Origin of the sequence: Hydrogenophaga sp. A37 (assembly GCF_002001205.1) — a bacterium.
Classification (GTDB): domain Bacteria; phylum Pseudomonadota; class Gammaproteobacteria; order Burkholderiales; family Burkholderiaceae_C; genus Hydrogenophaga.
The window spans coordinates 1-21,839 of the sequence record NZ_MUNZ01000193.1; the positions used below are offsets into that span (position 1 = coordinate 1).

The following is a 21,839-nucleotide window of genomic DNA, read 5'->3' on the forward strand; positions in this document are numbered from 1 at the left end:
CGGCCCACCGCCCGCCGACGGCCACCGCCGCGACCTGCTGATCGAGCACCTGCACGCCATCAACGACGCCCACCACGGCCTGCCCGAAGCGATGATCGTCGCCCTCGCGGCCGAGATGCGCCTGCCCGTGGTGGAGGTGTTCGAGGTCGCGAGCTTCTACCACCACTTCGAGGTGCTGCGCGAAGGCGACACGCCCGCCGCGCTCACCGTGCGGGTGTGCGACGGGCTGAGCTGCAGCCTGGCTGGTGCCAGCGACCTGCTGGCCAAGTTGCCGGTCTTGCTCGGTCGTGAGGTGCGCGTGATCCCCGCGCCCTGTGTGGGGCGCTGCGAGCAGGCGCCTGCGGTGCAGGTCGGGCAGCGCGCGGTCGCGAAGGCCACACCCGAATCGGTGGCGGCTTGTGCGGCGAGCGTGGACGACATGCCCGCTCCCCCACACCCCGATTTCGTGGACCACGCGGCCTACCGCGCGGCGGGTGGCTATGGGCTGGCCGCGGCGGTCGCCCGTGGCGAACGGGACACCGAAGACCTGATCAAGGCCATGGAAGACTCGGGTCTGCGCGGCCTGGGCGGCGCCGGGTTTCCGGCGGGGCGCAAGTGGCGCATCGTGCGCGGCTTCGCGGGGCCGCGCCTGATGGCGGTGAACATCGACGAGGGTGAACCCGGCACCTTCAAGGACCGCCATTACCTGGAGCGCGATCCGCACCGTTTCCTCGAAGGCCTGCTGATCGCGGCCACGGTCGTCGGCATCTATGCGGTCTACATCTACCTGCGCGACGAGTACCACGATTGCCGCCACCTGCTGCAGGCCGAGCTGGCGGCGTTGCAGGCCGACCCACCGTTTCCCCTGCCGCGCATCGAGCTGCGCCGCGGCGCGGGCGCCTACATCTGCGGCGAAGAGTCGGCCATGATCGAAAGCATCGAAGGCAAGCGCGGCGAGCCGCGCATGCGCCCGCCCTACATCGCCGAGGTGGGCCTGTTTGGCCGGCCCACGCTGGAACACAACTTCGAAACGCTGTACTGGGTGCGCGACATCCTGGAGCGCGGCGCCGACTGGTTTGCCTCGCAGGGGCGCCACGGCCGCCAGGGTCTGCGCAGCTTCAGCGTGAGCGGGCGCGTGCGCGAACCCGGCGTCAAGCTCGCGCCCGCCGGCATCACGCTGCGCGAATTGATCGACGAACACTGCGGCGGCATGGCCGACGGCCACGCGCTCTATGCCTACCTGCCCGGCGGGGCCAGCGGCGGCATCCTGCCCGCGAGCATGGCCGACATCCCACTCGATTTCGACACCCTGCAACCGCACGGCTGTTTCATCGGCTCGGCCGCCGTGGTCGTGCTCGGCCACAACGACCTCGCACGTGACGCGGCGCTCAACACCATGCGCTTTTTCGAACACGAAAGCTGCGGCCAGTGCACACCCTGCCGCGTGGGCACGGCCAAGGCGGCGAAGCTGATGGAGGCCAGGCACTGGGACGCCGACACGCTGGGTGACCTGTGCGAGGTCATGGGCGACGCCTCGATCTGCGGCCTCGGCCAGGCCGCGCCCAACCCGATCCGCTCGGTGCTCAAACACTTCGCACACGAATTCGGCGGTGCCGCATGAACAAGCCCTTGACCGCAAAGCAGCTCACCCCCGCCACCGTCGCCTTCGAACTCGACGGCCAGCCCGTCCAAGCCTTCGAAGGCGAGTCCATCCTTCACGCCGCCGAGCGCCACGGCGTGGTGATTCCACGCCTGTGCCACAGCGACCCGCTGCGCCCCGACGGCAACTGCCGCGCCTGCATGGTCGAGGTCGCGGGCGAGCGCGCGCTCGCACCCAGCTGCTGCCGCAGCGTCACGCCCGGCATGAAGGTGCTGGCCGACAGCCTGCGTGCCAAGAAGAGCCGCGACATGGTGCTGGAGCTGCTGCTCTCCGACATGCCCGAGCAGGGCCACAAGTGGCTGGACGACGACCCCGCGTTGCCGCACGGTGAGCTGAGCGAGTGGGCGCAACGCGAGGGCGTGAGCGTGCGCCCCGCGCTCCATGCACTGCGTCGCGCACCCACGGCGCCGGACCTCTCGCACCCCGCGATGGCGGTCAACCTCGACGCTTGCATCCAGTGCAACCGCTGCCAGCGCGCCTGCCGAGAAGAGCAGGTCAACGACGTGATCGGCATGGCCTTTCGGGGCTCACACGCGCAGGTGGTGTTCGATCTGGCCGACCCCATGGGTGCGAGCAGCTGCGTGGCCTGCGGCGAGTGCGTGCAGGCCTGCCCGACCGGCGCGCTCATGCCCAAGGGCCTGGTGGGTTCACAGGCCGTCGACCGCTCGGTGGACTCGGTGTGCCCGTTCTGCGGTGTCGGCTGTCAGCTCAGCTACCAGGTGCGCGATGAAAAAATCGTCGCGGTCGAAGGTCGCGACGGGCCGGCCAACCACGGGCGCCTGTGCGTCAAGGGGCGCTTCGGCTTCGACTACGTGCACCACGCGGGGCGCCTCACGGTGCCGCTGATCCGCCGCGAGGGCGTGCCCAAACACGGCGACGCGATTCCGGCGCGCGACGCCGACTGGCGCGACACCTTCCGCGAAGCGAGCTGGGACGAGGCGCTGGCGCTGGCCAGCGGCACGTTCATGGCACTGCGCGACACCCACGGTCCGAAGAGCCTGGCCGGCTTCGGTTCGGCCAAGGGCACGAACGAAGAGGCCTACCTGTTCCAGAAGCTGGTGCGCACCGGCTTCGGCTCCAACAACGTCGACCACTGCACGCGCCTGTGCCACGCCTCCAGCGTCGCGGCGCTGCTCGAAGGCGTGGGCTCGGGCGCGGTGAGCAACCCGGTCAACGACGTGGCGCATGCCGACCTGATCGTGGTGATCGGCTCCAACCCGACGGTCAACCACCCGGTGGCCGCAACCTGGATGAAGAACGCCGCGCAGAGCGGCACCCGCATCGTGCTGGCCGACCCGCGCATCACCGACATCGGCCAACACGCCTGGCGCACCCTGCCGTTCCGGCCCGATACCGACGTGGCCCTGCTTAACGCGATGATCCACACCGTGATCGACGAGGGCCTGGTGAACCAGGACTTCGTCGCGCAGCGCACCACCCACTACGAGGAACTGGCGCAGAACGTCGCGCGCTTCAGCCCCGAGGCGATGGCGCCGGTCTGCGGCATCCCGGCACAGACCATTCGCGAGGTGGCGCGTGCGTTTGCCACCGCCAAGGCCGCGATGATCCTTTGGGGCATGGGCGTGAGCCAGCACGTGCACGGCACCGACAACGCCCGCTGCCTGATCGCGCTGTGCGCCATCACCGGCCAGATCGGCAAGCCCGGCAGCGGCCTGCACCCGCTGCGCGGACAGAACAACGTGCAAGGCGCGAGCGACGCCGGCCTGATCCCGATGATGTTCCCCAACTACCAGCGGGTGGACAACGCAGCGGCGCACGCCTGGTTCGAGGACTTCTGGGGCACGCCGCTGGACCCGCAACCGGGTTACACCGTGGTCGAGCTGATGCACCAGGCGCTGGCCGATCAGAGCGACCCGCACAAGCTGCGGGGCCTCTACGTCATGGGCGAGAACCCGGCCATGAGCGACCCCGACCTGAACCACACTCGCCACGCACTCGCGTCGCTCGAACACCTGGTGGTGCAGGACATCTTCATGACCGAGACCGCCTGGCTGGCCGACGTCATCCTGCCGGCCAGCGCCTGGCCCGAGAAGACCGGCACGGTGAGCAACACCGACCGCATGGTGCAGCTGGGCCGACAGGCGATCGATCCACCGGGCGAGGCGCGCGCCGACCTCTGGATCATCCAGCAGATGGCCGCGGGCCTGGGCCTGCGCTGGGGTTACGAGGGCGAACACCACGGCGTCGCCGCGGTGTACGAAGAGATGCGCCAGGCCATGCACGCCTCGATCGCGGGCATCCGCTGGGAGCGGCTGGAGCGCGAGGGCAGCGTGACCTACCCGTGTCTGGACGACGACGACCCGGGCCAGCCCATCGTCTTCACCGACCGCTTCCCGACGGCCGACGGCCGGCTGCGCCTGGTGCCGGCACAACTGGTGCCCGCCGACGAGTCGCCCGACACCGAGTACCCGATGGTGCTGATCACCGGGCGCCAGCTCGAACACTGGCACACCGGCAGCATGACGCGCCGCGCGACGGTGCTCGACGCGCTGGAGCCGGAGGCCACGGCCAGCGTCAGCGGCGCCGACCTGGAGCGGCTGGGGCTGTCGGCAGGCGACCGCATCACGGTGCGCTCGCGCCGGGGCGAGGTGACGCTGCGCGCGCGGCAGGACGACGGCACTGCCGCCGGCTGCGTGTTCATTCCCTTCGCCTACTCGGAGGCCGCGGCCAACCTGCTGACCAACGCGGCGCTCGACCCGCAGGCCAAGATCCCGGAGTTCAAGTACTGCGCGGTGTCGATCCGGCCCGCCGAGGCCTCCAGCGCCTGAGCGTGCGCCAGGGCATTGCGATCAACGTGCAGGTGCATGACGGTGCCGGAGCCCGCCTCAAGGGCTGATGCGCGCGGGAATGTCGCCGAACCTTGATCCGGGACACGGCGACCGCGGTCCATTGCCGCTACAGTGAAAGTTTCACGCCAACCACCCCCTGCCCGGGCAACAACGCATGCGACTCACTCACTGGACCGACTACAGCCTGCGGGTGCTGATGTATTGCGCCGCCTGCGAAGGGCGCGAGCATCCGCCCACGGTCAACGAGATCGCCGAGGCACACGGCATTTCCCGCAGCCATCTCACCAAGATCGTGATGATCCTGGCGTCGTTTGGCTGGCTGGCCACCACACGGGGGCGCGGCGGTGGTCTGCGTTTGCTCAAGCCTGCCGGGGAACTGACCCTGGGCGAGGTCGTGCGCCAGACCGAAACCGACATGACCCTGGTGGAGTGTTTTGATCGCAAGACCAACACCTGCCGCCTGGATGGCTATTGCCGGCTCAAGGATGTCCTGTACAAGGCGACGCAGGGGTTTTTCGACGTGCTCGATGGCATCACCCTGGCCGATCTGTTGGCGCCCGTGGCGACCGGCAAGGCGAAGGCGGGGCAAATGCCGCACGTGATTCCCATCCAGCTGGCCTCGCTGAAGATGCCGAGAAAGGCGCCGGCCTCAGTGGCCCGGGCCGCTCCCGCCAGGCGGTCATCGGCCGCGCGCAAGCCGGGCAAAACCCAGGCCGACTGAGCGGCTGAGAGCCTTTCGCTCAGCCCCTGACGCCGAAGGGCGTTGCCTCAGTGCCACCGCCCCGTGGTGGTGATGCGGGCGTCGGCGTCGACGATCAGGCTGTCCACTTCGCGAAGGGGTGACAGCAGGTGCTGGCCTGCGGCGGCACCCGCCACCATGATCGCGGCGCCCAGGCCGTTGACCGGACCGGGCTGGCGCGACACCGTGACCACACCCCGCACGCCGCGGCTGGGCATGCCTGTGCGTGGGTTCAGCACGTGGTGGTAGCGGCGGCCGTCGCGCACGAAGCAGCGTTCGTAGTCGCCGGACGAGGCCACGCAGGCGTCGCGCACCTGCACCGTGTGGATCAGCCGCTCGGGGGCCCGCGGGTCGCGGATGCCGACGCGCCAGTCCTGGCCCTGGAGCTGGCCGCGCGTGAGCACGTCACCCCCGCCATTGACCATGGCGTGGTGCACGCCGTGCTGTTCGAGCACGCGCAGGCCCGCCTGCAGGATGGGCAGTTTGGCCACACCCCCCAGGTCGATGCGCATGCCTGGCCGGCCGAGGCCGGCCAGGCCCGTCGCGGGGTGAATCAACACGTCGCGAAAGTCCACCAGCCGGCGTTCGCGGCGCAGGTCTTCCAGCGCGGGCACGTGGGCGTCCTGCGGGTCGAAGGACCAGCCGTGGTACGCCCCCACGGTGATGTCGAAGGCGCCCTCGCTGAGCTGGGACAGCTCGGCGGCACGCTGCAACACCGAGACCAGTTCGGGCGGCGCCTGCACCAGGCCCCGGCCCGCGCTGCGGTGCATCGCACTCACCAGGCTGTCGGCGCGGTAGCGGCTCATCATGCGTTCGAGGCGCTGCATTTCCGCGAAGGCCGCCTGCACGGCCGTTGCCGTGGCGCCGGGGCCTTCGCCCTGCGCCACGATGTCCACCCGCGTGCCCATGAGGATGCGGGAGGCATGGTGGACGTCGGGGCTGGCCAGCGCCGGGCGCATGCCCAGGCCGGCGACGAGCAGGCCGCCCAGCCCGGCCAGGCACCGACGGCGTTGGAACAGGTGTGTCATGGTGGGGCCGGGTGGGTTCAGAGCGACTGGTCGACCATGTAGTCCACGGCGGCCTTCAGCTCGTCGTCGGTGAGGGCGCTGCCGCCGCCACGGGCGGGCATCATGCCCTTGGCGCCGGTGAAGCCTTCGACGGCGTGCTTGTAGAGCGTGTCCTTGCCTTGTCTGATGCGCGGGCCCCAGTCGGCCTTGTCGCCGGGCTTGGGGGCACCGGCCACGTTGGCGGCGTGGCACATGGAACACACCGCGCCATAGACCTTCTTGCCCACGGCGTTCTCGGCCACGGGGGCGGGTGCCGGCGCAGCCGCGGGTGTGGCGGCCACCGGGGCAGGAGCCGCCTGTGCCGCGGCAGTGTCGGCGGGCTTGTCGCCGCACGCGAGCAGGGCGGCGCTGCAGCCCAGGATCAGGAGAAGTTTCGTGGCGTTCATGGGGAATCCTTGAATGAAATGGTGAAGGGGGTGGTATGGATTTTAATATTCATACAGTATGAACAATTAAGCGAATTCTGACAACGACAGACCGATGACGGTGCGGCGCGAGGGCATCACATGCGGGTGTCGTGCAGCGCACCACCGCTCAGGTCCACCATGCCAGGCTGGAGCTCGGCGTAGCGCAGCAGGCGGCCGCCGTGTTGCTGCACGAAGGCCTGCGCCGTGGCCTCGGTGGCGAAGCTCACCGCCGTGGGGCCCATGGAGCCGTGGCGTTTACTGCCCAGCACGTAGAGCGCATGGCGCGCATCGATCCAGTGGCCGCGCGGCTGGTCCCAGTCGACCAGGGCCATGTCCTGCACGTGGGCGCTCACCACCGCACGCACCTGCTCGGGGGCGAGCAGCACCGAGAGCAATTCCACCGAATCGCAGAACCACTGCGCCTCGGCCACGCCGGCGTAGCGGATCTGGCCCTTGGGGCCGGGGTAGTCGGCGAGTTGCATGCCGTCGAGCGAACAACTGGCCTGGGCGTTGATCTCGGCCGGGGCGTTGGCGGCCGCTTCGCCGCTCTGGCCGCAGCCCAGCAGGCCGAGGGTGGCCAGGCCGGCGCAGCCGCACAGCAGACGGCGGCGGTTCAGGGGAAGGTGGGACGGGGTGTTCATGGTCGAAATCTCCAGGAGGCGAGGGCAAGGGGTGCGACGATCCAGGCCAGCATGGCGCTGGTGAGCCAGCCCACCTGGCTCAGCGCCGGGGGCAGGATGCTGGCCAGGCCATAAAGGCGCTGCACGTCGTCGAGCGAAAACACGTTGAGGATGCGGAAGATGTCGGCCGGGTTCAGCAGCAGCAGGTAGGCAAAGGCCTGGCCCCCGAACTGGCCGCCGGTGGCCACCAGCAGGCCCAGCAGCAGCAGGTCGAACACCAGCACCAGCGCGAACCACAGCGCGATGGCCAGGCCCGAGGCGCGGGTGCGGTCGCGCGCGAGCACCGACAGCAGCACGGCCAGGCTCAGGAAGGCCAGCCCCAGCAGCACCGAGCTGAGCACGAAGCCGGCGTAGTGGAACAGGCCGGCCCAGCTGAAGCGCTGGTACAGCAGCAGCGCCACCAGCGCGAAGCCTGACACGGTGGACAGCGTCAGCGCACCCGCGAGCCCGACGTACTTGCCCAGCAGCAGTTCGAGCCGCGTGATGGGCAGGGCCAGCAGCAGGTCGAGCGAGCCGCGCTCGCGTTCGCCGACGACGGCGTCAAAACCAAGCAGCAGCGCGATCAGCGGAATCAGGTAGATCACCAGACTGACCAGGCTGGCGATGGTCAGCTCGATCGAGCGCGGACCGATCTGGCCTTGCGCGGCCGAGCCGAAGTAGGTGATGAGCAGCGAGAACACGGTGAAGACCACAGCCACCGCCAGCACCCAGCGGTTGCGCAGCCGGTCGCGGAATTCCTTGGCGGCCACGGCCTGCACCTGGCGCCATTGCAATGAAATGTTCATGGTGCCTCCCTCAGGCCGAAGTACACGTCCTCCAGCGAGGGCTCGTGGATCTGCAGATCGCTCAGCTCCGCGCTGGCCAGACAGGCCAGCACGCGCATCTTGTGTTCGCGGGGGCAACGCAGTTCCAGCAGGCCGGGTTCGCGCTGCTGCAGCGCGATCTCGGCGCCGGCCAGATGCCCGGGCAGTTCGGTGGCCAGCGTCTGCAGCCAGGTCGGCGCGGCGCGCAGCTGGAAGACCAGGGGCATGCGCGAGCGCTCGCGCAGCGCCTGCACCGAGCCCTGCGCGCACACGCGGCCGTTGCTGAGCATGGCCAGGGCGTCGACGCGCTGCTGCAGTTCGGCCAGGATGTGCGAGCTGATGACCAGGGTCACGCCCTGCGAGCGCAGCAGGTCGAGCTGGTCGTAGAAGTCGCGGATCGCCGACGGGTCCAGGCCGGTGGTGGGTTCGTCGAGCAGCAGCAGTTGAGGGCTTCCCAGCAGGGCCTGGGCAAAACCCAGGCGCTGGCGCATGCCCTTGGAGTACTCGCGCACCGCGCGCCCGCCGGCCCGGGTCAGGCCGACACGGTCGAGCAGGGCTGCGCACTGCGTCTGCGGTGCGCCCTTGAGGCGCGCGAAGAAGCGCAGCGTCTCCAGCCCGGTGAGGTTGTCGTACAGCACCAGGTTCTCGGGCAGGTAGCCCAGGGCGCGCCGCGTGGTGCGGAAGTCGGGGCCGTTCACCGCGCAGCCGTTGACCTGGATGTGGCCCTGGCTGGGGGTGATGAGGCCGAGCACGAGCTTGAACAGCGTGCTCTTGCCGGCGCCGTTGTGGCCGATCAGGCCAAAGAGCTGGCCGCGCGGCACTTGCAGGCTCACGTTGTCCAGCGCCAGCAGCGGCGCACGCCGGCTGCCGTAGGGTTTGGTGACGCCCTCCAGGTGCAGGGCTTCAGCGGAAATACTTGTCACGCCATGTGCTCCAGTGGGGGTGTTTCGGCGCCATGGCCGGATGGGGGTCGATCACGCTGGGCACGCGCAGCACGGGGAACTGGTGCCCCAGCACGCGCAGGGCCTGCACGGCGGGGCTGCCCAGCAACAGTTGAATGGAAGGGTGGCGCCACTGCAGGCGGTCCACCAGGTCGTTGGCCTCGTAGGACAGGTCGCCAATGCCATTGCCGTCGCGGTCCCAGCCCAGGTAGTTGCTCCAGTAATTGCCCTGGCCGGGCGTGGGCTGGCCCCAGGGCTCGTCGCGCGCGCCGACGTAGCGCACCTGCTCCCGGTTGGCGATGAAGTCGTTGCCCACCACCTGGTTGCGCGTGGACCCGGCCGAGAGGTGCACGCCCACGTGGTTGTCCACCACGAGGTTGTTGCGCAGGGTCACGTACTCCACGTCGTAGATGAAGAAGCCGCGGGCGTTGCCGGCCACCACGTTGTTCTCGATCACCGAGTCCTGCAGGGTGCGCAGCATGATGCCGTGGTCGGAGTTGCCCCAGGTGCGGTTGCGGCGCACCACCTGGTTGCGCACCTCCATCAGGGCCAGGCCGCCGCGGTTGTAGTAGCTGTCGTTGTCTTCCCACAGGTTGTGGTACGAGTTCATGTAGTGCGCGCCGTAGCGGCTGTGGTGCAGCCGGTTGCTGCGGAACTCGGCGTGGTGCGACACGTCGACGTACAGCGCGTCGCGCACGAAGCTGATGTCGTTGCCGGTGATGCGCGCGCCCTGCGTGTTGTAGAGCTGGATGCCGTTGCCGCGCTGCGAGGAGTTGAGGTCGCGCAGGCCGGTGATGCGGTTGTCTTCGATGCGCACCTCGTTGGCCTTTTCGATCCACAGGCCGAAGAGGTTGTAGGTCAGGTCGCAACGCCGCACCACGGCGCGGTGCGAACCGGGCTGCACGTAGATGCCCGCGTGCTGGCCCTTCAGGCTGGTGCCCGAGTCGCGCACGATCAGGCCTTCGATCAGCACATCGGGCGAGGCGACGCGGATGGTGTCGCCTCGCTGGCCGCCGCTGAGGGTGGGGCGGTTGATGCCCCGCAGCGTCAGGGGCTTGTCGATGCGCAGGTTCACGCTGTAGAAGCCGCGCGCCACTTCCACCACGTCGCCGGCGGTGGCCTGCGCCACGGTGGCCTGGATGTCGCCGCCCGGCTCCACCCGCCACACGGCGGACCACGCGGCGCACGCGGGCAGGGCCAGGCCCAGCAGCCACACGCAGGCCAGCCGTTGGCGCCAGGAGGCTGGGGTCTTCACGCCAGGTTCCCCAGGGTCTTGAGCGCGAGGAACAGCGTCGCGCCGATCAGCAGGTTCTTGAAGCCGACGTAGCTGAGCATGTCCATCCGGTTCGCCACGCGGTAGCGGACCTGCCACCACGGGCCGTCCTTCACATAGCGCTTGCCCGCCATGCGGATCAGCACCTCGTAAACACTCCAGCCGAACCACCAGCCGATGATGGCGCTGGCCGACAGCCGCCCGTCGGCCGCCAGCAGCCAGGCCACGCTCGCGGCCAGGGCCAGCGAGAGCCCGGCGAACTGCAGGGCGCGCTGGTGCTTCCAGCCGTCGCGGCTCCAAGGCCACAGGTGGTGTTGCACCTCTTGCCACAGGCCTTTGAGGCCCGTGGCTCTGCCGCCGGGCCACGGCTGGGCGGGCGCGGTGGGCATGCGCGGATCGGGGCCCCGCGCGGCCCGGGCGCTCACGGGCGAGACCGGTTCGATGGGGAAAAAGTAGCCGTCGCGCCCGATGGGCGTGATGAGCAGGCCGTCGCGTTCGCGGCGCTTGCGCTCTTTGGCCAGCGGTGGGCAGCCTTTCTGGTCGGTGTAGAGCACCATGCAGTCCAGGCAGTGCAGGCACTCGCGGTGGTCGATGCGGCCATCGGCGTCGATCGCCTGCGCGCCGCAGCCCACGGCGCAGGCCTTGCAGCTGTTGCAGTCCTGCTTGCGCTGCAGGCCGAACCAGCGGAAGGTGCTGGGCATGGCCAGAGAAGCGCCCAGCGGGCAGATGTACTTGCAGTAGGGGCGTTCGATGAACAGCGACAGGCCCAGGATCGCCACCACGAACAGACCGTAGGGCCAACTGCGGTTCGTGAGGCCGACCAGGAAGGTGGTCTTGAACGGCTCCACCTCGGCCAGCACCTCGGCCAGTCCCATGGAGAACATGGACACCACCAGCAGGCCGAAGAAGAGGGCGTACTTCAGCCACTTGAGCCGGTCGTGCCAGACCTGCGGAACCTGGGTCTGGAAGCGCTTGAGGCCGATCACGCGACCCACCTTGTAGAGCGCTTCGGAGAGCGATCCGAAGGGGCACATCCAGCCGCAGAACAGCCCGCGCCCGAACACGAACACGGTGACGATGATGAAGACCCAGAAGACGAAGATGAACGGGTCCGACAGGAACAGCGACCAGGTCCACTGGAACAGCAGGGCGTGGAACCAGGTCAGCACCTGGGTGATGGAGGGCTGTGCCATGAGACCGAAGCCAACGAAGCCGATGCTCAGCGCCCAGGCCGAGTATTTGAAGGCGTTGACCGGCCATTTGTTCTTGTGGGTCGAGCGCCGCGTGAGCTTGTCGCGCAGGGCATAGACCACGGCCACCGCCAGCAGCAGGGCGCTGAAGAGGCCGATCTCGATGGCGCGCGACTTCCAGATGCGCACCCAGGGCGCATCAGGCTCGGTGACCACCGGACGGCCGCCTTGCAGCATCTCGGGGGGCAGCCAGTACTTGGTCTCGAACACCGCGAAGCTGCGGTGCCCGGTGGCGCGGTCGACGCGGTTGCCCAGGAAGGCCAGCTTCCAGGGGTAGGCCGCCGAGAAGCTCTCGGAGCGGATCACGAAGATCGCCGACTCGGAATAGCGCGGCGCCCCCTCGGCTTCCAGCCCGTAGAGGTTGAACGAGTCCAGGTCGCGGAAGGTGAAGGCATCGGCGCCCTGCTTGACCTGGATGCGGTCGTAGATGCCACCGCGCACGAAGCCCGATCCCTTGAAGGATTCGATGCCGGCACTGCGCACCACGAACAGCGCCTGTTCGCTGTCTTTCAGTCGCGAGCGCAGCGCGGCGAAGCCCGATTTGCCGAGCAGGCTCTGGCCCACATCGGGGTGGTTGAGGTCACCGAACCACAGCTCGATGAAGGGCTCGGCGCTGCGCTCCAGGCCCAACTGCTCGGGCATCACGCGCAGGCGCTGCACCGCGCCCAACTTCACCAGGTCTTCCCAGCGGTAGGGCCGGCCGCTGGTCACGAAACGTGCGGGGTCGCGGCGGGTGGGTTCGATGATGCCGACCTGGCGCGCCACGGCCGAGCCCGAGAGCTGCATCACCTGGTTCTGCGCGATCACCGTGACGGTGGCGCCGGAGATGGCGTCCAGGCCCAGGATGTTCTCGTCCGGGCGCGAAGGACCGACCTCGATCTGGTCGGTGACCGACTTGCCGAGGTACTGGTTGTTGAAGTTGATCAGCGTGGACTCGGGAATGCCCAGCAGCAGGATGGGCTCGGAGTGCTTGAGCACCTTCACGCCGACATAGCGGCCGCGCACGTCCATGCCGATCAGCGTGACCACCGGCTTGCCGGAATAGGCCGGGGTGTCGGTGATGTCGGTCGAGAGCATCACGTAGCCCAGCAGTGTCTTCTGGCCCGGCTGTTGCGGGTCGGCGTCGCCGTAGGCCTCCACATACGGGGGTTGGCCCATGCGCTGGGAAAAACGTTGGGCGCCCGGGAACACGTCCGCGCAGGGCACGAGGGCGCACAGGTCGGGGTTGGTGGCCAGGTCGGCGGGCAGATGGGCCTCGTAGGCCTGTGCCTGGGCTTCGTTGCCGAGCGGGCTCAGCAACAGGGCGGCGGCGGTGAGCGCGGCCGAGAAAAGGCGTGCAATCGACATCGTTGGGGTCCGGGGGCAGAGTCCGATGCCAGCGCCACACGGCGCCGGCATCGGACCCGGCTAAGCAGGCCCTCCCCAGAGGAGAGGGGTGCGGTGGGCTTACGCCTCCACGATCATTCGGGTGCGCATTTCCAGGTGCAGCGCGTGGCAGAAGTGCGTGCAGTAGCACCAGAACACGCCCACCTGGTCGGCGATGAACGTGACCGATGCCGTCTCCTGCGGATTGACGATGAAGTTCACGTTGTGATTGGGGATCGCGAACCCGTGCGTCAGGTCTTCGATCTTGTCGAGGTTGGTGAGGATCAGCGTGACCTCGTCGCCCTTCTTGAGCTTGAACTCGCGCAGGCTGAACGCCGGCGCCTGCGACGTCATCTTCACCGTGACCTTCTTGCCGTTGCGGAACACGCCGGACTCCTTCGGGTCCTTGATGGCCAGCGGAAACTCGTCGAGCGAATACACCTGCTTGGGCTGGAGCAGCTCGCGCTTGAAGATGATGAAGTCGTGCGGCTCGCCCCGCACCGGGTGGTCGGCCAGCAGCACCATCTTGTCGCCCGAGATGTCGATCAGCTGTTCGTTTTCGGCGTGCAGCGGACCCACCGGCAGGAAGCGGTCCTTGGAGAACTTGCAGCCCACGGCCAGGTACTTGCCGTCAGCGGCTTTCGTTTCGGACTGGCTGGCGTTCAGGTGGCCCGGCTGGTACTGCACATCGATGCGATCGACCACGTATTTGGCGGCCTTGTCGCCGGCGTGGAACTTGATCGCGGCCTCCACGTTCCATTTCACGACCTGGCTGTCGAGGAACAGCGTGGTGTAGGCGTTGCCACGGCCGTCAAAGGCGGTGTGCAGCGGGCCCAGGCCGATCTCGACTTCGGCCACGATGGTCGAATCCAGCTTTTCGAGCTTGCCATCGAACCAGTCGAGCACCTTGGCCAGCTCGATCACGGTGGCGGTGGGCGAGAGCTTGCCGGCGCAGATAAAGTACTTGCCGTCCGGGCTGGCGTTGACGCCGTGCGGGTTCTTGGGCACCGAGACGTAGGCGGTGAGCGCGGTCTTGGGGTCCTGGTTGGCGGTGTGCGTGCCATCGACCACCGGCACCTTGGAGCTGCCCACGGTCTTGAACTTGCCCGCCTTCACCGCCGCTTCGATGCGGGCGATGTTGAAGAACAGGCAGGCATCGCGTTCGGACGACATCATGTCCTCGTACTTGACGCCCATCTCGATGTTGTACTGGTTGGTGGCCGCGAGCTTGCCGTCGTAGGACGTGGCGGTCAGGTCGCAGTTGCCGTCGATCAGCACCTGCCAGCGCACTTCCATGCTCTCGGCGTCCACGCAGGTGAACATCGAACGGTACTGGGCGCCATCGTCCAGGCCGGCGTTGGGCAGCGGGATGGAGAACTCGGCGCCGCAGAACACCCGCGTGGTGTAGTTGATCGCCGGGTCCACCGGGTCGGCCTTGTCGGGGAAGATGCCGTGGAAGCCCTGGACGTTGGGCAGCTGCGTGATCTTGTCGCAGATGAAGTAGTCGAGGCGGATGCGTGCGATGCGGGCGTTGATCTTGTCGTTGATCCAGGCGTAGCGGCCGTCGTAGTTGCCGTCCTTGTAGGAGGCGTGGGTGTGGTGCGAGTCACCCACCGTGTAGCGCAGCGAGCCATCGGGCTTGGTGCCCATGATCTTCTTGGACTCGTTGGTGATGCCCCAGCCCACCAGCGCGTCGGGCACGAAGCAGGGAATGCGCATGAGTTCGCGACCCGAGGGCAGGCCGAGCACGCGCATGTCGCCGGTGTGGCCGCCGCTCCACAGACCGTAGTAGGTGTCGAGCTCACCGGGTTTGAGGTGCGTGGCGTTGGTGCCGGCGTGTGCGGCATCGGGGGCCGCGGCCGGTGCTGCGGCGGGGGCGTTGGCGGCACCCGACTCTTTCTCGGTGCAGGCCGCGGCGCCCAGTGTCAGGCCCGTCAGCGCGGCGGTGTTGAGGAAACGCCGGCGACCCCAAACGGTGGTGTCGTTGGCAGACAAGGTGCTGTCGTCTTTCATGTGTGAACCTCTTGGGTTTGGTTTTGGAAAGGGGGCGGGCCACGCGTGATGGTCGGCAGGGCGGCGGGCAGGCAGAGCCAGCAGACGGTGGTGTGCGTGGGCCCGGTGTCGGGGGTGTCATCGACCTGAACCCACTGGGTGCCGCTGCTGTTGCAGACCTCGGTCATGCCCTGGAGGGTCGGGATCGGCGATGAAAAAACGATTCCCCGAGCGAGCAGCAGGCAGAGCAGAACCCATCGCTGCACAGCGCGGGTGGGTCTCGGGAAATGCGTCATGCGCGGACTATAGGTCCGATATGATTCACGTGGAGTGAATATTTAAGTGCGTTTGACCTGCATCAATGGAATGGTCTCTGGAACCCCGGCGGCGGTGTTCGCGCCGACGCATCGACCCGCGTTGCCGCCCCGTGGCCCCGCTGCGCTATTTGGGGCGGGGGCGCTTCAGCGAAGGCCGCGCTGCCTGCAGCCGGCCGGCGCGCAGCTCGACCACCGCCTGGGCCACGGCCCGCGCCACGTTGCGGGCCTCTTCCTGCAGACCTTCGTCGCGGTCCAGGGCTTCGTGGCTGGTGGCGTAGGGTTGGTAGTAGCCGACGTAGCGGTCCAGCCGGGCCATCACGCCGGCATCGAGAAAGCCCATCCAGTCCAGCCAGTCGCACAGTGAGCGCCGGGTGTCTTCGATGCCGGCCACGTCGCCGTGCACCAGCACGCCATAGGCGCGGCCCGCCAGGTGCTGCGGGTAGTCCCAGCCCTTCATCTCCAGCGCCTTGGCCTTCGCGGGGTCTTTGCCGCCCGTGGCGGTGGGGTCGGGGTTGCCACCATCGGCGCACACTAGGCGGTCCATCATCAGTTTGAGCGGGCTCGGGCTCTGGTACCAGTAGACCGGGGTGACGATCAGCACGGCGTGGGCCGCGGTCCAGCGCTCGTAGATCTGTGCCATCCAGTCGTTGGTCTGGTTCAGCGCGTGGTTGGGGTAGCAGCTGCAGGGCCAGTGGCACAGCGGCATGGCGGTGGACAGGCAGCCCTTGCAGGGGTGGATCTTCAGGCCGTAGTCGGAGCTGAGCAGGCTCAGGTCCAGCACATCGGTCTGCAGACCCAGCGACGCCAGCACATCGCGGGCCGTTTCCATGAGCCGAAAGCTCTTGGAGATTTCACCCGGGCAGGTGCCGTCGTTGCGCGCCGAGCCGCAGACCAGCAGCACGCGCGACGGCGTTGCCGGATCGGCCCAGCGCGACTGGGCTACCTGCAGCCGCTCTTTGGTGGCCACCCATTCGTCGGACAGCTCGTAGTCCGGGTCCGCGTAGCCTTCGCCGGCCTTGTGGGTGAACGGCGCCTTGCGGCCTTCGCTGAAGGCGGCCCAGGCAATGGCTTCGAGCCGGTCGATGGATGGGTCCTCGGCGCGGAAGGCCGGATCCATGAACGAGGCCCGGAAGCGCTCGGCGAATTGCGCCCGTGCCAAGGGGGCGGGCGCCTGCCCCTTGCGAATCTGGATCATGGTCGGTCCCCGGCAGCAGCGGCTGCGAAAACCAGTCTGGGCGCCGCGCCCCAGGGGTGTCTGTGCGATGCCGCACCCAGCGGCGGCAGGCCCGCCGCGCCGGGTCAGCGGGGCAGGGTCATCAGGCCGAGGCCCACCACCAGCCCGCCATCTTCATGCCGAGCACCGTGAGCAGCAGCGAGCCCAGCAGGTGCAGGCCCGCGGTGCCGAAGGCCAGCAGGTAGCGTGCGTGCTGCAGCATGCCGACCACCTCGACCGAGAAGGTGGAGAAGGTGGTGAGCGCGCCGAGAAAGCCCGTCACGATGGCCAGCCGCCAGGCCGGGTCCAGCTGCGTCTGGCTGTGGAAGAACACCACCGCCACGCCCACCAGCCAGGCCCCGATCCAGTTGGCCGCCAGCGTGCCCCAGGGCAGCACGGCGTGCCCCTGGTTGAGCCACAGGCTCAACTGCCAACGCGACAGCGCGCCGACGCTGGCACCGAGGCTGATGGCGATCACTTGCAGCATGGGGACTCGCTGGTGTTGTGGGGGTCGCTATCTTTTCCAGTACGCACCGTGGAACCGGCTTTGCCGGGCCACTGGTGTGGTCCCCCTGGGGGGATGGCGCGAAGCGACGCAGGGGGGTGCATATTTTCAAAACGGTGGGTCTTCGTCGTCGCCGACCGCCGTGACGGCTTCCTGCTTGGGCTTGGTCGGCGCAGCGGTCGGCGTGGCTGCCGGCGCATCGGGCATCGCCATGCCCGGCACGATCTCGCCGCCCAGGGCTTCGATGAGTTCGGGGATCAGCTTGTTCAGCTCGCCGGTGCTCAGCGCCACGTCGGTGTCGAAGCCGCTTTCATCATCGGCGGCCCGGTCGTCGAACACGCCTTCGAGAAACGCGAGTTTCTTGAGCTGCATGGACTCGGTGAGCACGAAGCCGATGCGGCCTTCCCAGCTCATGGCCAGGCGCGTGGGCAGTTTGCCTTCTGTGATGTGTTTGCGCACCTCATCGGTGGCGAGGTTGTGGCGCGTGAACTTCACGACGCTCTTCTCTTCGTCGCCCGATTTCAGTTCGCACTCACGCTCGACCGAGAAGCCGCCGGGTGCACCGCCTTCGTCTTCATCCGACACCGGAGCAGACAGCCACGAGGTCATGGCGGTCTGCGGCGTCACCGCGGTCTGCAGCAGGGTCAGCGACAGGTCGTTGAACACGTTGACGAGGGCGGTCACGAGCTCGTCGAGCTTGCCCTGGCTGCTGGCGTCGGTGACCAGCAGGCCGTTGGTCAGATCGATCCAGACCCACACGCTCATGCGGCGCGGAAAGGCCTGTGGCAGCAGCGACAGCAGCGCGTCTTCGCGCAGCTCTTTCATCTGCTTCTTGCCGGGCTTGCGGCCGGTGGTGGCCTCGATGTGCTCGGCTTCTTCGTCCGCCTTCTCGCGCACGACCGAGCCGGGCACGGCCTTGCTCTCGATCATCAGCTTGAGGATGCGCTGTCCGGCCACGGATTCAGCCAGCGGGCCGTGCGCCTCGCCGCGCGGCTCGACCCAGCCCACCGACTTGTCCTGCGTGGCGCCGCAGGGCACAAAACGGGCCGTGTCGAGCGCGGCTTCCATCGTCTCCAGCGTCGCCGCCCAGCCGGGCGCGATGCGGTAGATCGTTACATTCTTGAACACGAATTTCCTTGGGTTGTTGGCCAGTCACTGCTGACCCCCTCTCCCGCTGGCGGGAGAGGGTTGGGGTGAGGGTGGTCGATGATACCCAGCCGAATCCCGGGTTTCAGACCAGCGCGGTCAGCGGTGCGAGCTGGTAACCCGCCTGCTCCAGCGCGTGGCGGATCTGCTGCGCCGAGGCCACGGCGTCGGGCCCGTCGCCGTGCACGCAGATGCTGTGAATGGGGGAGGGCAAGCGCTGGCCGTCGGCGGTGACGATGCCGCCGGCGTCGAGCATGCGCAGCACGTGTTGCACGCAGGCGGGGGCGTCGTGCAGCACGGCGCCGGGCTGCGAGCGTGGTGTGAGCTGACCGTCTTGCTGATAGGTCCGGTCGGCAAACACCTCGCGGCCCACGCGCAGACCGGCCGCATTGCCGGCCGCTTCCAGCGCCGAGAGGGCGGGCGCGAGCAGGATGAGCTCGCGGTCCAGCGCCCGCACGGCGCGCGCCACGGTGGCCGCCACCCCGGCGTCGGCACAGGCGATGTTGTTGAGCGCGCCGTGCGGCTTGACGTGGGTCACTCGGCCGCCCTCGGCCGCGGCCATGGCCTGCAGCGCGCCCACTTGGTAGAGGATGGTGGCTTCGAGTTCCTGGGTCGACAGCTGCATGGCGCGGCGCCCGAAACCCTGCAGGTCGGGGAAGGCCGGGTGCGCGCCCAGGCTCACACCGTTGGCCAGCGCGAGGCGCACGGTGTCGCGCATCACCACCGGGTCGCCCGCGTGAAAACCGCAGGCGATGTTGGCGCTGCCAATCACCTGCAGCAGCGCCGCGTCGTCGCCCATGCGCCAGGCGCCGAAGCTTTCGCCAAGGTCGGCGTTGAGGTTGATGGTCGGTTGGGTCATGGTCAAGCCTCCTGCCGAGCCGCCTCAAAGGAGGCTTGTGCCCCCTCGGGGGGCAGTGAGAACACGAAGTATCGAACGTGGGGGTACATGGTGTCTCCTTCAGGGATCGGCGCGTTGCATGCCGTCGATGAGGTTGCAGGTGTAGAGAGCGGTTTCGTCCAAGGTGCCGGGTGGCAGGTAGGTTTCGCGCGAGCTGAGCCAGCGCTGCCAGCGATCACGTTCGTCTTTCAGCGCGCGATGCGCTTGTTCCAGGTTCACTGTTTCGAAGCGCACGCGCGTGCCGGGCTTCTGGTGTGCGAGCCGCGGCAGGTCGGCGCTGATGACGGTGGCGATCTTGGGGTAACCGCCCACGGTCTGGCCGTCGGCAAGCAGCACGATGGGCTGGCCGTTGGCGGGCACCTGGATCGCGCCGGGCGTCACCCCGTCGGACACGATGTCCGCCGCCGCAGCGTTGACATGTGCCAGCGGTTCGCCCTTGAAGCGCAGGCCCATGCGGTCCTGCGCGGCCGTGGCTTCCCAGTCCTGACTGAGGAACTGCGCGATGGCGTCGGCGGTGAAATGGTCTTGCTGTGGGCCCAGCAGCACGCGCACCGGGCCCACGCTCGCGGTCCACGGTGAGCGGCAACGCCATTCCCTCGGGTCGGTGAGATGCCAGGCGCCACAGGGCAGCTGGTCGCCCGGGCGGAAGGCGCGACCCAGCACGCCGGCCAGCCCCGCGCGCCAGTAGCTGGAGCGGCTGCCGAGCTGGGGCTCCATGAGCAGACCGCCGGCCACCGCGAGGTAGGCGCAACCGCTTTCGGCCGGGCTGAGCAGCAGTTGGTCGCTGTCGCGCAAGGTCGCGCTGTGCCAGGCGGGCAGGGTGCTGCGACTGCCGTCGCCGCGCAGGCAGGTGGCGCCGACGCGGCCAGCGAGTGCCAGGCGCACCGGCCCGGCCTTCACGCGCAGCACCGTGCCCGTGCCACGCAGTTCCAGCACGGCGGCGTCGGACGGGTTGCCGAGCAGGGCGTTCGCCGCCCGGGCCAGCGGTCCGTCGAGCCAACCGGAGAGCGGCATGCCGTGGTGCCGGTGGCCCGCGCGGCCACTGTCCTGCACGGTGGTGCCGATGCCGGGTTGTGCGATTTCGATCAGGCCGTTCATCACTCGGGTGCCTTCAGAAAGGTTTCGCGCGGCAGCCCACGAGCGATCTCGGCGGCCAGTCGGTCGTGCGTGACGCGGTCGACGGCGTGGCACCGCACCTCATCGCCGGCCGCGAGCAGGGCCGGTTGGTCGGCGTGGCGCAGGTCGAACAACACCACGGGCGTGCGGCCCAGCAGGTTCCAGCCACCGGGGCTTTCCCAGGGATAGACCGCACACATTTCGCCCGCCACGGCCAGCGATTGCGCGGGCACTTTCTGGCGCGGCGTCGGCAGGCGCGGCATCTGCAGCTCGGGCGGCACGCCGCCCATGTACGGGAAGCCGGGCTGGAAGCCGAGCATGTAGACATGGAAGGTGGCGGCAAGCAGGTGCTGAATGACCTGATCCGGACTCAAGCCCTTGGCTTCGGCGAGCCGGGGAAGATCGGGCGCGAAGTCGGCGTCGAAACACACCGGCAGGTGCCAGAGGCGGCCCGGCTGCATGTCCTGATGACCGTCTTGCGCCAGCACCCGCAGGCGCTCACCCAGCGCGGCAGCGTCGGTGGCCAACATGGGGTCGTAATGCACCGTGAGCGAGCGGAAGGTGGGCACCACATCGGTGATCGATGCCATCAACGGCTCCGATGCACGCGCCTGCGCCACCCGATCGGCCAGGCCCATCACGCGGGCGTTGATGGCCGGGTCAACGGCGCTGCCGAACTCCAGCGTCCAGGCGCTGTCGCCGAGGGCGAGAAGGCGGGGGGGCGTGTCAGGATTCATAGGCAAGAAGGTGTGCAAAAAGGGAGGCCTGGGCTTGGCGCCAGCCCCTCACCCCAGCCCTCTCCCCAGAGGGGCGAGGGAGCAAGGCCGAGCCTCTCACACCGCCCTGTTTCGCCGAGGTGCCACAAAACCCGAGACGCGAAGCGATGAGGGCGGGAAGCGCCCACACCTCACCGGAGCGCGTGCCCCCCACCCAGAGCAGCCGTGGAACCGGCTTCGCCGGGCCACCAGCTGCGTCCCCCCTCCGGGGGGAAGCCGCAAAGCGGCGCAGGGGGGCTTTCAAAGTACCGGGGGTGTTCACAATGAAGCCGCGGACCGCGCCGCCTGGTCGTACATGCCCGAGAGCACGCGCAGCAGGCGTGCGAGCTCGCCGATGTCCTTGTTGAGCGCGTCGTCGACGTGCAGCGCCTGGATCAGGCATTGCTCGCGGATCTCGCGGTAGTGCTGCACGCTCACGCTGCCGGCTTCGGTGGCCGCGTAAGTCACCTCCTTGCCCGACTTGCTGGACACCACCACGCCCAGGCTCACCAGTTTCTTGAGCGAGTAGTTGACGAGGTGGGTGTCCTCGATGTTCATGATGAAACAGATGTCGGACAGGCGCTTGTCCCTTGCGCGGTGCGAGACGTGGTGCAGCACCAGCACGTCCAGCGGCATCAGGTCTTTCAGCCCTGCGGCCGACATGCAGTGCACCACCCAGCGGTGGAAGGCGTTGCTGGCCACGATCAGGCCGAACTCGAACTCGCTCATCTCAGCGCTCTGGGGCGAAACCAGGTGTGCCGACGACACGATGTGCGAGCCGGGTGCCTTGGCGGTGGGCGTGGTTGTTGCTTTGGGTGTCTTGGCCATGGGTTCTCCTGCGATGGCGCCGAGTTTAGATTTTTTGCTGATGATTTGCCAACGATTTGTTGACGATAAGGGAAACCACCCATCACAGTTCGCCA

Annotated in this window: 18 protein-coding genes; 3 read left to right on the plus strand and 15 right to left on the minus strand. The window is 68.4% G+C overall.

All coding sequences use genetic code 11. From position 1 onward, the window contains the following. The 3 genes from B0E41_RS25890 to B0E41_RS25900 all read left to right on the plus strand — a co-directional run. Positions 1-1,600, plus strand: a 1,600-nt coding sequence (locus B0E41_RS25890; RefSeq protein WP_143434047.1) for an NADH-ubiquinone oxidoreductase-F iron-sulfur binding region domain-containing protein, incomplete at its 5' end; no start/stop codon positions are given. Continuing rightward, on the plus strand, positions 1,597-4,428 hold the full coding sequence (gene fdhF, locus B0E41_RS25895) for a formate dehydrogenase subunit alpha (protein ID WP_077335980.1): 2,832 nt from the start codon (positions 1,597-1,599) through the stop codon (positions 4,426-4,428). The genes B0E41_RS25890 and fdhF, both read left to right, overlap by 4 nt. Positions 4,429-4,603: 175 nt before the next feature. Beyond that, positions 4,604-5,170 (plus strand): Rrf2 family transcriptional regulator, encoded by a 567-nt coding sequence (locus B0E41_RS25900; protein WP_077335982.1) that lies wholly within the window; start codon positions 4,604-4,606, stop codon positions 5,168-5,170. A gap of 47 nt (positions 5,171-5,217) precedes the next feature. Here the strand turns inward: B0E41_RS25900 and B0E41_RS25905 are convergent, their stop codons facing one another. From B0E41_RS25905 to B0E41_RS25970, 15 genes are all read right to left on the minus strand, one after another. Further along, a complete protein-coding gene (locus tag B0E41_RS25905; protein WP_077335984.1) occupies positions 5,218-6,216 on the minus strand; it encodes an FAD:protein FMN transferase in 999 nt (332 codons plus the stop codon). Between the two features lie 17 nt (positions 6,217-6,233). Next, a complete protein-coding gene (locus tag B0E41_RS25910) occupies positions 6,234-6,641 on the minus strand; it encodes a c-type cytochrome (protein WP_077335986.1) in 408 nt (135 codons plus the stop codon). Between the two features lie 116 nt (positions 6,642-6,757). Beyond that, the gene (locus B0E41_RS25915) at positions 6,758-7,303 is read right to left on the minus strand and encodes a nitrous oxide reductase accessory protein NosL (RefSeq protein ID WP_077335988.1); all 546 of its coding nucleotides are present in this window, start codon (positions 7,301-7,303) and stop codon (positions 6,758-6,760) included. Continuing rightward, a complete protein-coding gene (locus tag B0E41_RS25920; RefSeq protein ID WP_216350822.1) occupies positions 7,300-8,127 on the minus strand; it encodes an ABC transporter permease subunit in 828 nt (275 codons plus the stop codon). Before B0E41_RS25920 ends, B0E41_RS25915 begins: the two co-directional genes overlap by 4 nt. Then, complete coding sequence (locus B0E41_RS25925) at positions 8,124-9,068, minus strand: ABC transporter ATP-binding protein (RefSeq protein ID WP_077335990.1); 945 nt, start codon at positions 9,066-9,068, stop codon at positions 8,124-8,126. Before B0E41_RS25925 ends, B0E41_RS25920 begins: the two co-directional genes overlap by 4 nt. Continuing rightward, positions 9,049-10,287 carry a nitrous oxide reductase family maturation protein NosD gene (locus B0E41_RS26940; protein WP_253195179.1) on the minus strand — a complete coding sequence of 413 codons (1,239 nt, stop codon included), beginning with the start codon at positions 10,285-10,287 and terminating at the stop codon, positions 9,049-9,051. Before B0E41_RS26940 ends, B0E41_RS25925 begins: the two co-directional genes overlap by 20 nt. A 50-nt stretch (positions 10,288-10,337) precedes the next feature. Continuing rightward, on the minus strand, positions 10,338-12,956 hold the full coding sequence (locus B0E41_RS26945) for a NosR/NirI family protein (protein WP_143434048.1): 2,619 nt from the start codon (positions 12,954-12,956) through the stop codon (positions 10,338-10,340). 99 nt (positions 12,957-13,055) lie between these two features. After that, on the minus strand, positions 13,056-14,987 hold the full coding sequence (gene nosZ / locus B0E41_RS25935; RefSeq protein WP_077335991.1) for a TAT-dependent nitrous-oxide reductase: 1,932 nt from the start codon (positions 14,985-14,987) through the stop codon (positions 13,056-13,058). A 420-nt stretch (positions 14,988-15,407) separates the two neighbouring features. After that, positions 15,408-16,478 carry a flavodoxin family protein gene (locus B0E41_RS25940; RefSeq protein WP_077335993.1) on the minus strand — a complete coding sequence of 357 codons (1,071 nt, stop codon included), beginning with the start codon at positions 16,476-16,478 and terminating at the stop codon, positions 15,408-15,410. 121 nt (positions 16,479-16,599) lie between these two features. Continuing rightward, a complete protein-coding gene (crcB, locus tag B0E41_RS25945) occupies positions 16,600-16,983 on the minus strand; it encodes a fluoride efflux transporter CrcB (RefSeq protein ID WP_077335995.1) in 384 nt (127 codons plus the stop codon). A gap of 126 nt (positions 16,984-17,109) precedes the next feature. Then, entirely contained in the window at positions 17,110-18,129 is a 1,020-nt protein-coding gene (locus tag B0E41_RS25950) for a recombination-associated protein RdgC (protein ID WP_077335997.1), read from the minus strand. A gap of 103 nt (positions 18,130-18,232) precedes the next feature. Beyond that, positions 18,233-19,006 carry a 5-oxoprolinase subunit PxpA gene (locus tag B0E41_RS25955; protein WP_077335999.1) on the minus strand — a complete coding sequence of 258 codons (774 nt, stop codon included), beginning with the start codon at positions 19,004-19,006 and terminating at the stop codon, positions 18,233-18,235. A gap of 99 nt (positions 19,007-19,105) precedes the next feature. After that, positions 19,106-20,143, minus strand: a complete 1,038-nt coding sequence (locus tag B0E41_RS25960) for a biotin-dependent carboxyltransferase family protein (RefSeq protein ID WP_077336001.1) — start codon at positions 20,141-20,143, stop codon at positions 19,106-19,108. Next, positions 20,143-20,898, minus strand: coding sequence for a 5-oxoprolinase subunit PxpB (gene pxpB / locus B0E41_RS25965; protein WP_077336003.1), 756 nt, complete (start codon positions 20,896-20,898; stop codon positions 20,143-20,145). The genes B0E41_RS25960 and pxpB overlap by 1 nt, the downstream gene beginning before the upstream one ends. A 297-nt stretch (positions 20,899-21,195) precedes the next feature. Then, positions 21,196-21,744, minus strand: a complete 549-nt coding sequence (locus tag B0E41_RS25970; RefSeq protein WP_077336005.1) for a winged helix DNA-binding protein — start codon at positions 21,742-21,744, stop codon at positions 21,196-21,198. Positions 21,745-21,839 lie beyond the last annotated feature (95 nt).

Coding starts and splice junctions, on each gene's coding strand:
- fdhF (WP_077335980.1), top strand. CDS start 1,597: ATGAACAAGCCCTTGACCGCAAAGCAGCTCACCCCCGCCACCGTCGCC.
- B0E41_RS25900 (WP_077335982.1), top strand. CDS start 4,604: ATGCGACTCACTCACTGGACCGACTACAGCCTGCGGGTGCTGATGTAT.
- B0E41_RS25905 (WP_077335984.1), bottom strand. CDS start 6,216: ATGACACACCTGTTCCAACGCCGTCGGTGCCTGGCCGGGCTGGGCGGC.
- B0E41_RS25910 (WP_077335986.1), bottom strand. CDS start 6,641: ATGAACGCCACGAAACTTCTCCTGATCCTGGGCTGCAGCGCCGCCCTG.
- B0E41_RS25915 (WP_077335988.1), bottom strand. CDS start 7,303: ATGAACACCCCGTCCCACCTTCCCCTGAACCGCCGCCGTCTGCTGTGC.
- B0E41_RS25920 (WP_216350822.1), bottom strand. CDS start 8,127: ATGAACATTTCATTGCAATGGCGCCAGGTGCAGGCCGTGGCCGCCAAG.
- B0E41_RS26945 (WP_143434048.1), bottom strand. CDS start 12,956: ATGTCGATTGCACGCCTTTTCTCGGCCGCGCTCACCGCCGCCGCCCTG.
- nosZ (WP_077335991.1), bottom strand. CDS start 14,987: ATGAAAGACGACAGCACCTTGTCTGCCAACGACACCACCGTTTGGGGT.
- B0E41_RS25940 (WP_077335993.1), bottom strand. CDS start 16,478: ATGATCCAGATTCGCAAGGGGCAGGCGCCCGCCCCCTTGGCACGGGCG.
- crcB (WP_077335995.1), bottom strand. CDS start 16,983: ATGCTGCAAGTGATCGCCATCAGCCTCGGTGCCAGCGTCGGCGCGCTG.
- B0E41_RS25955 (WP_077335999.1), bottom strand. CDS start 19,006: ATGACCCAACCGACCATCAACCTCAACGCCGACCTTGGCGAAAGCTTC.
- B0E41_RS25960 (WP_077336001.1), bottom strand. CDS start 20,143: ATGAACGGCCTGATCGAAATCGCACAACCCGGCATCGGCACCACCGTG.
- pxpB (WP_077336003.1), bottom strand. CDS start 20,898: ATGAATCCTGACACGCCCCCCCGCCTTCTCGCCCTCGGCGACAGCGCC.
- B0E41_RS25970 (WP_077336005.1), bottom strand. CDS start 21,744: ATGGCCAAGACACCCAAAGCAACAACCACGCCCACCGCCAAGGCACCC.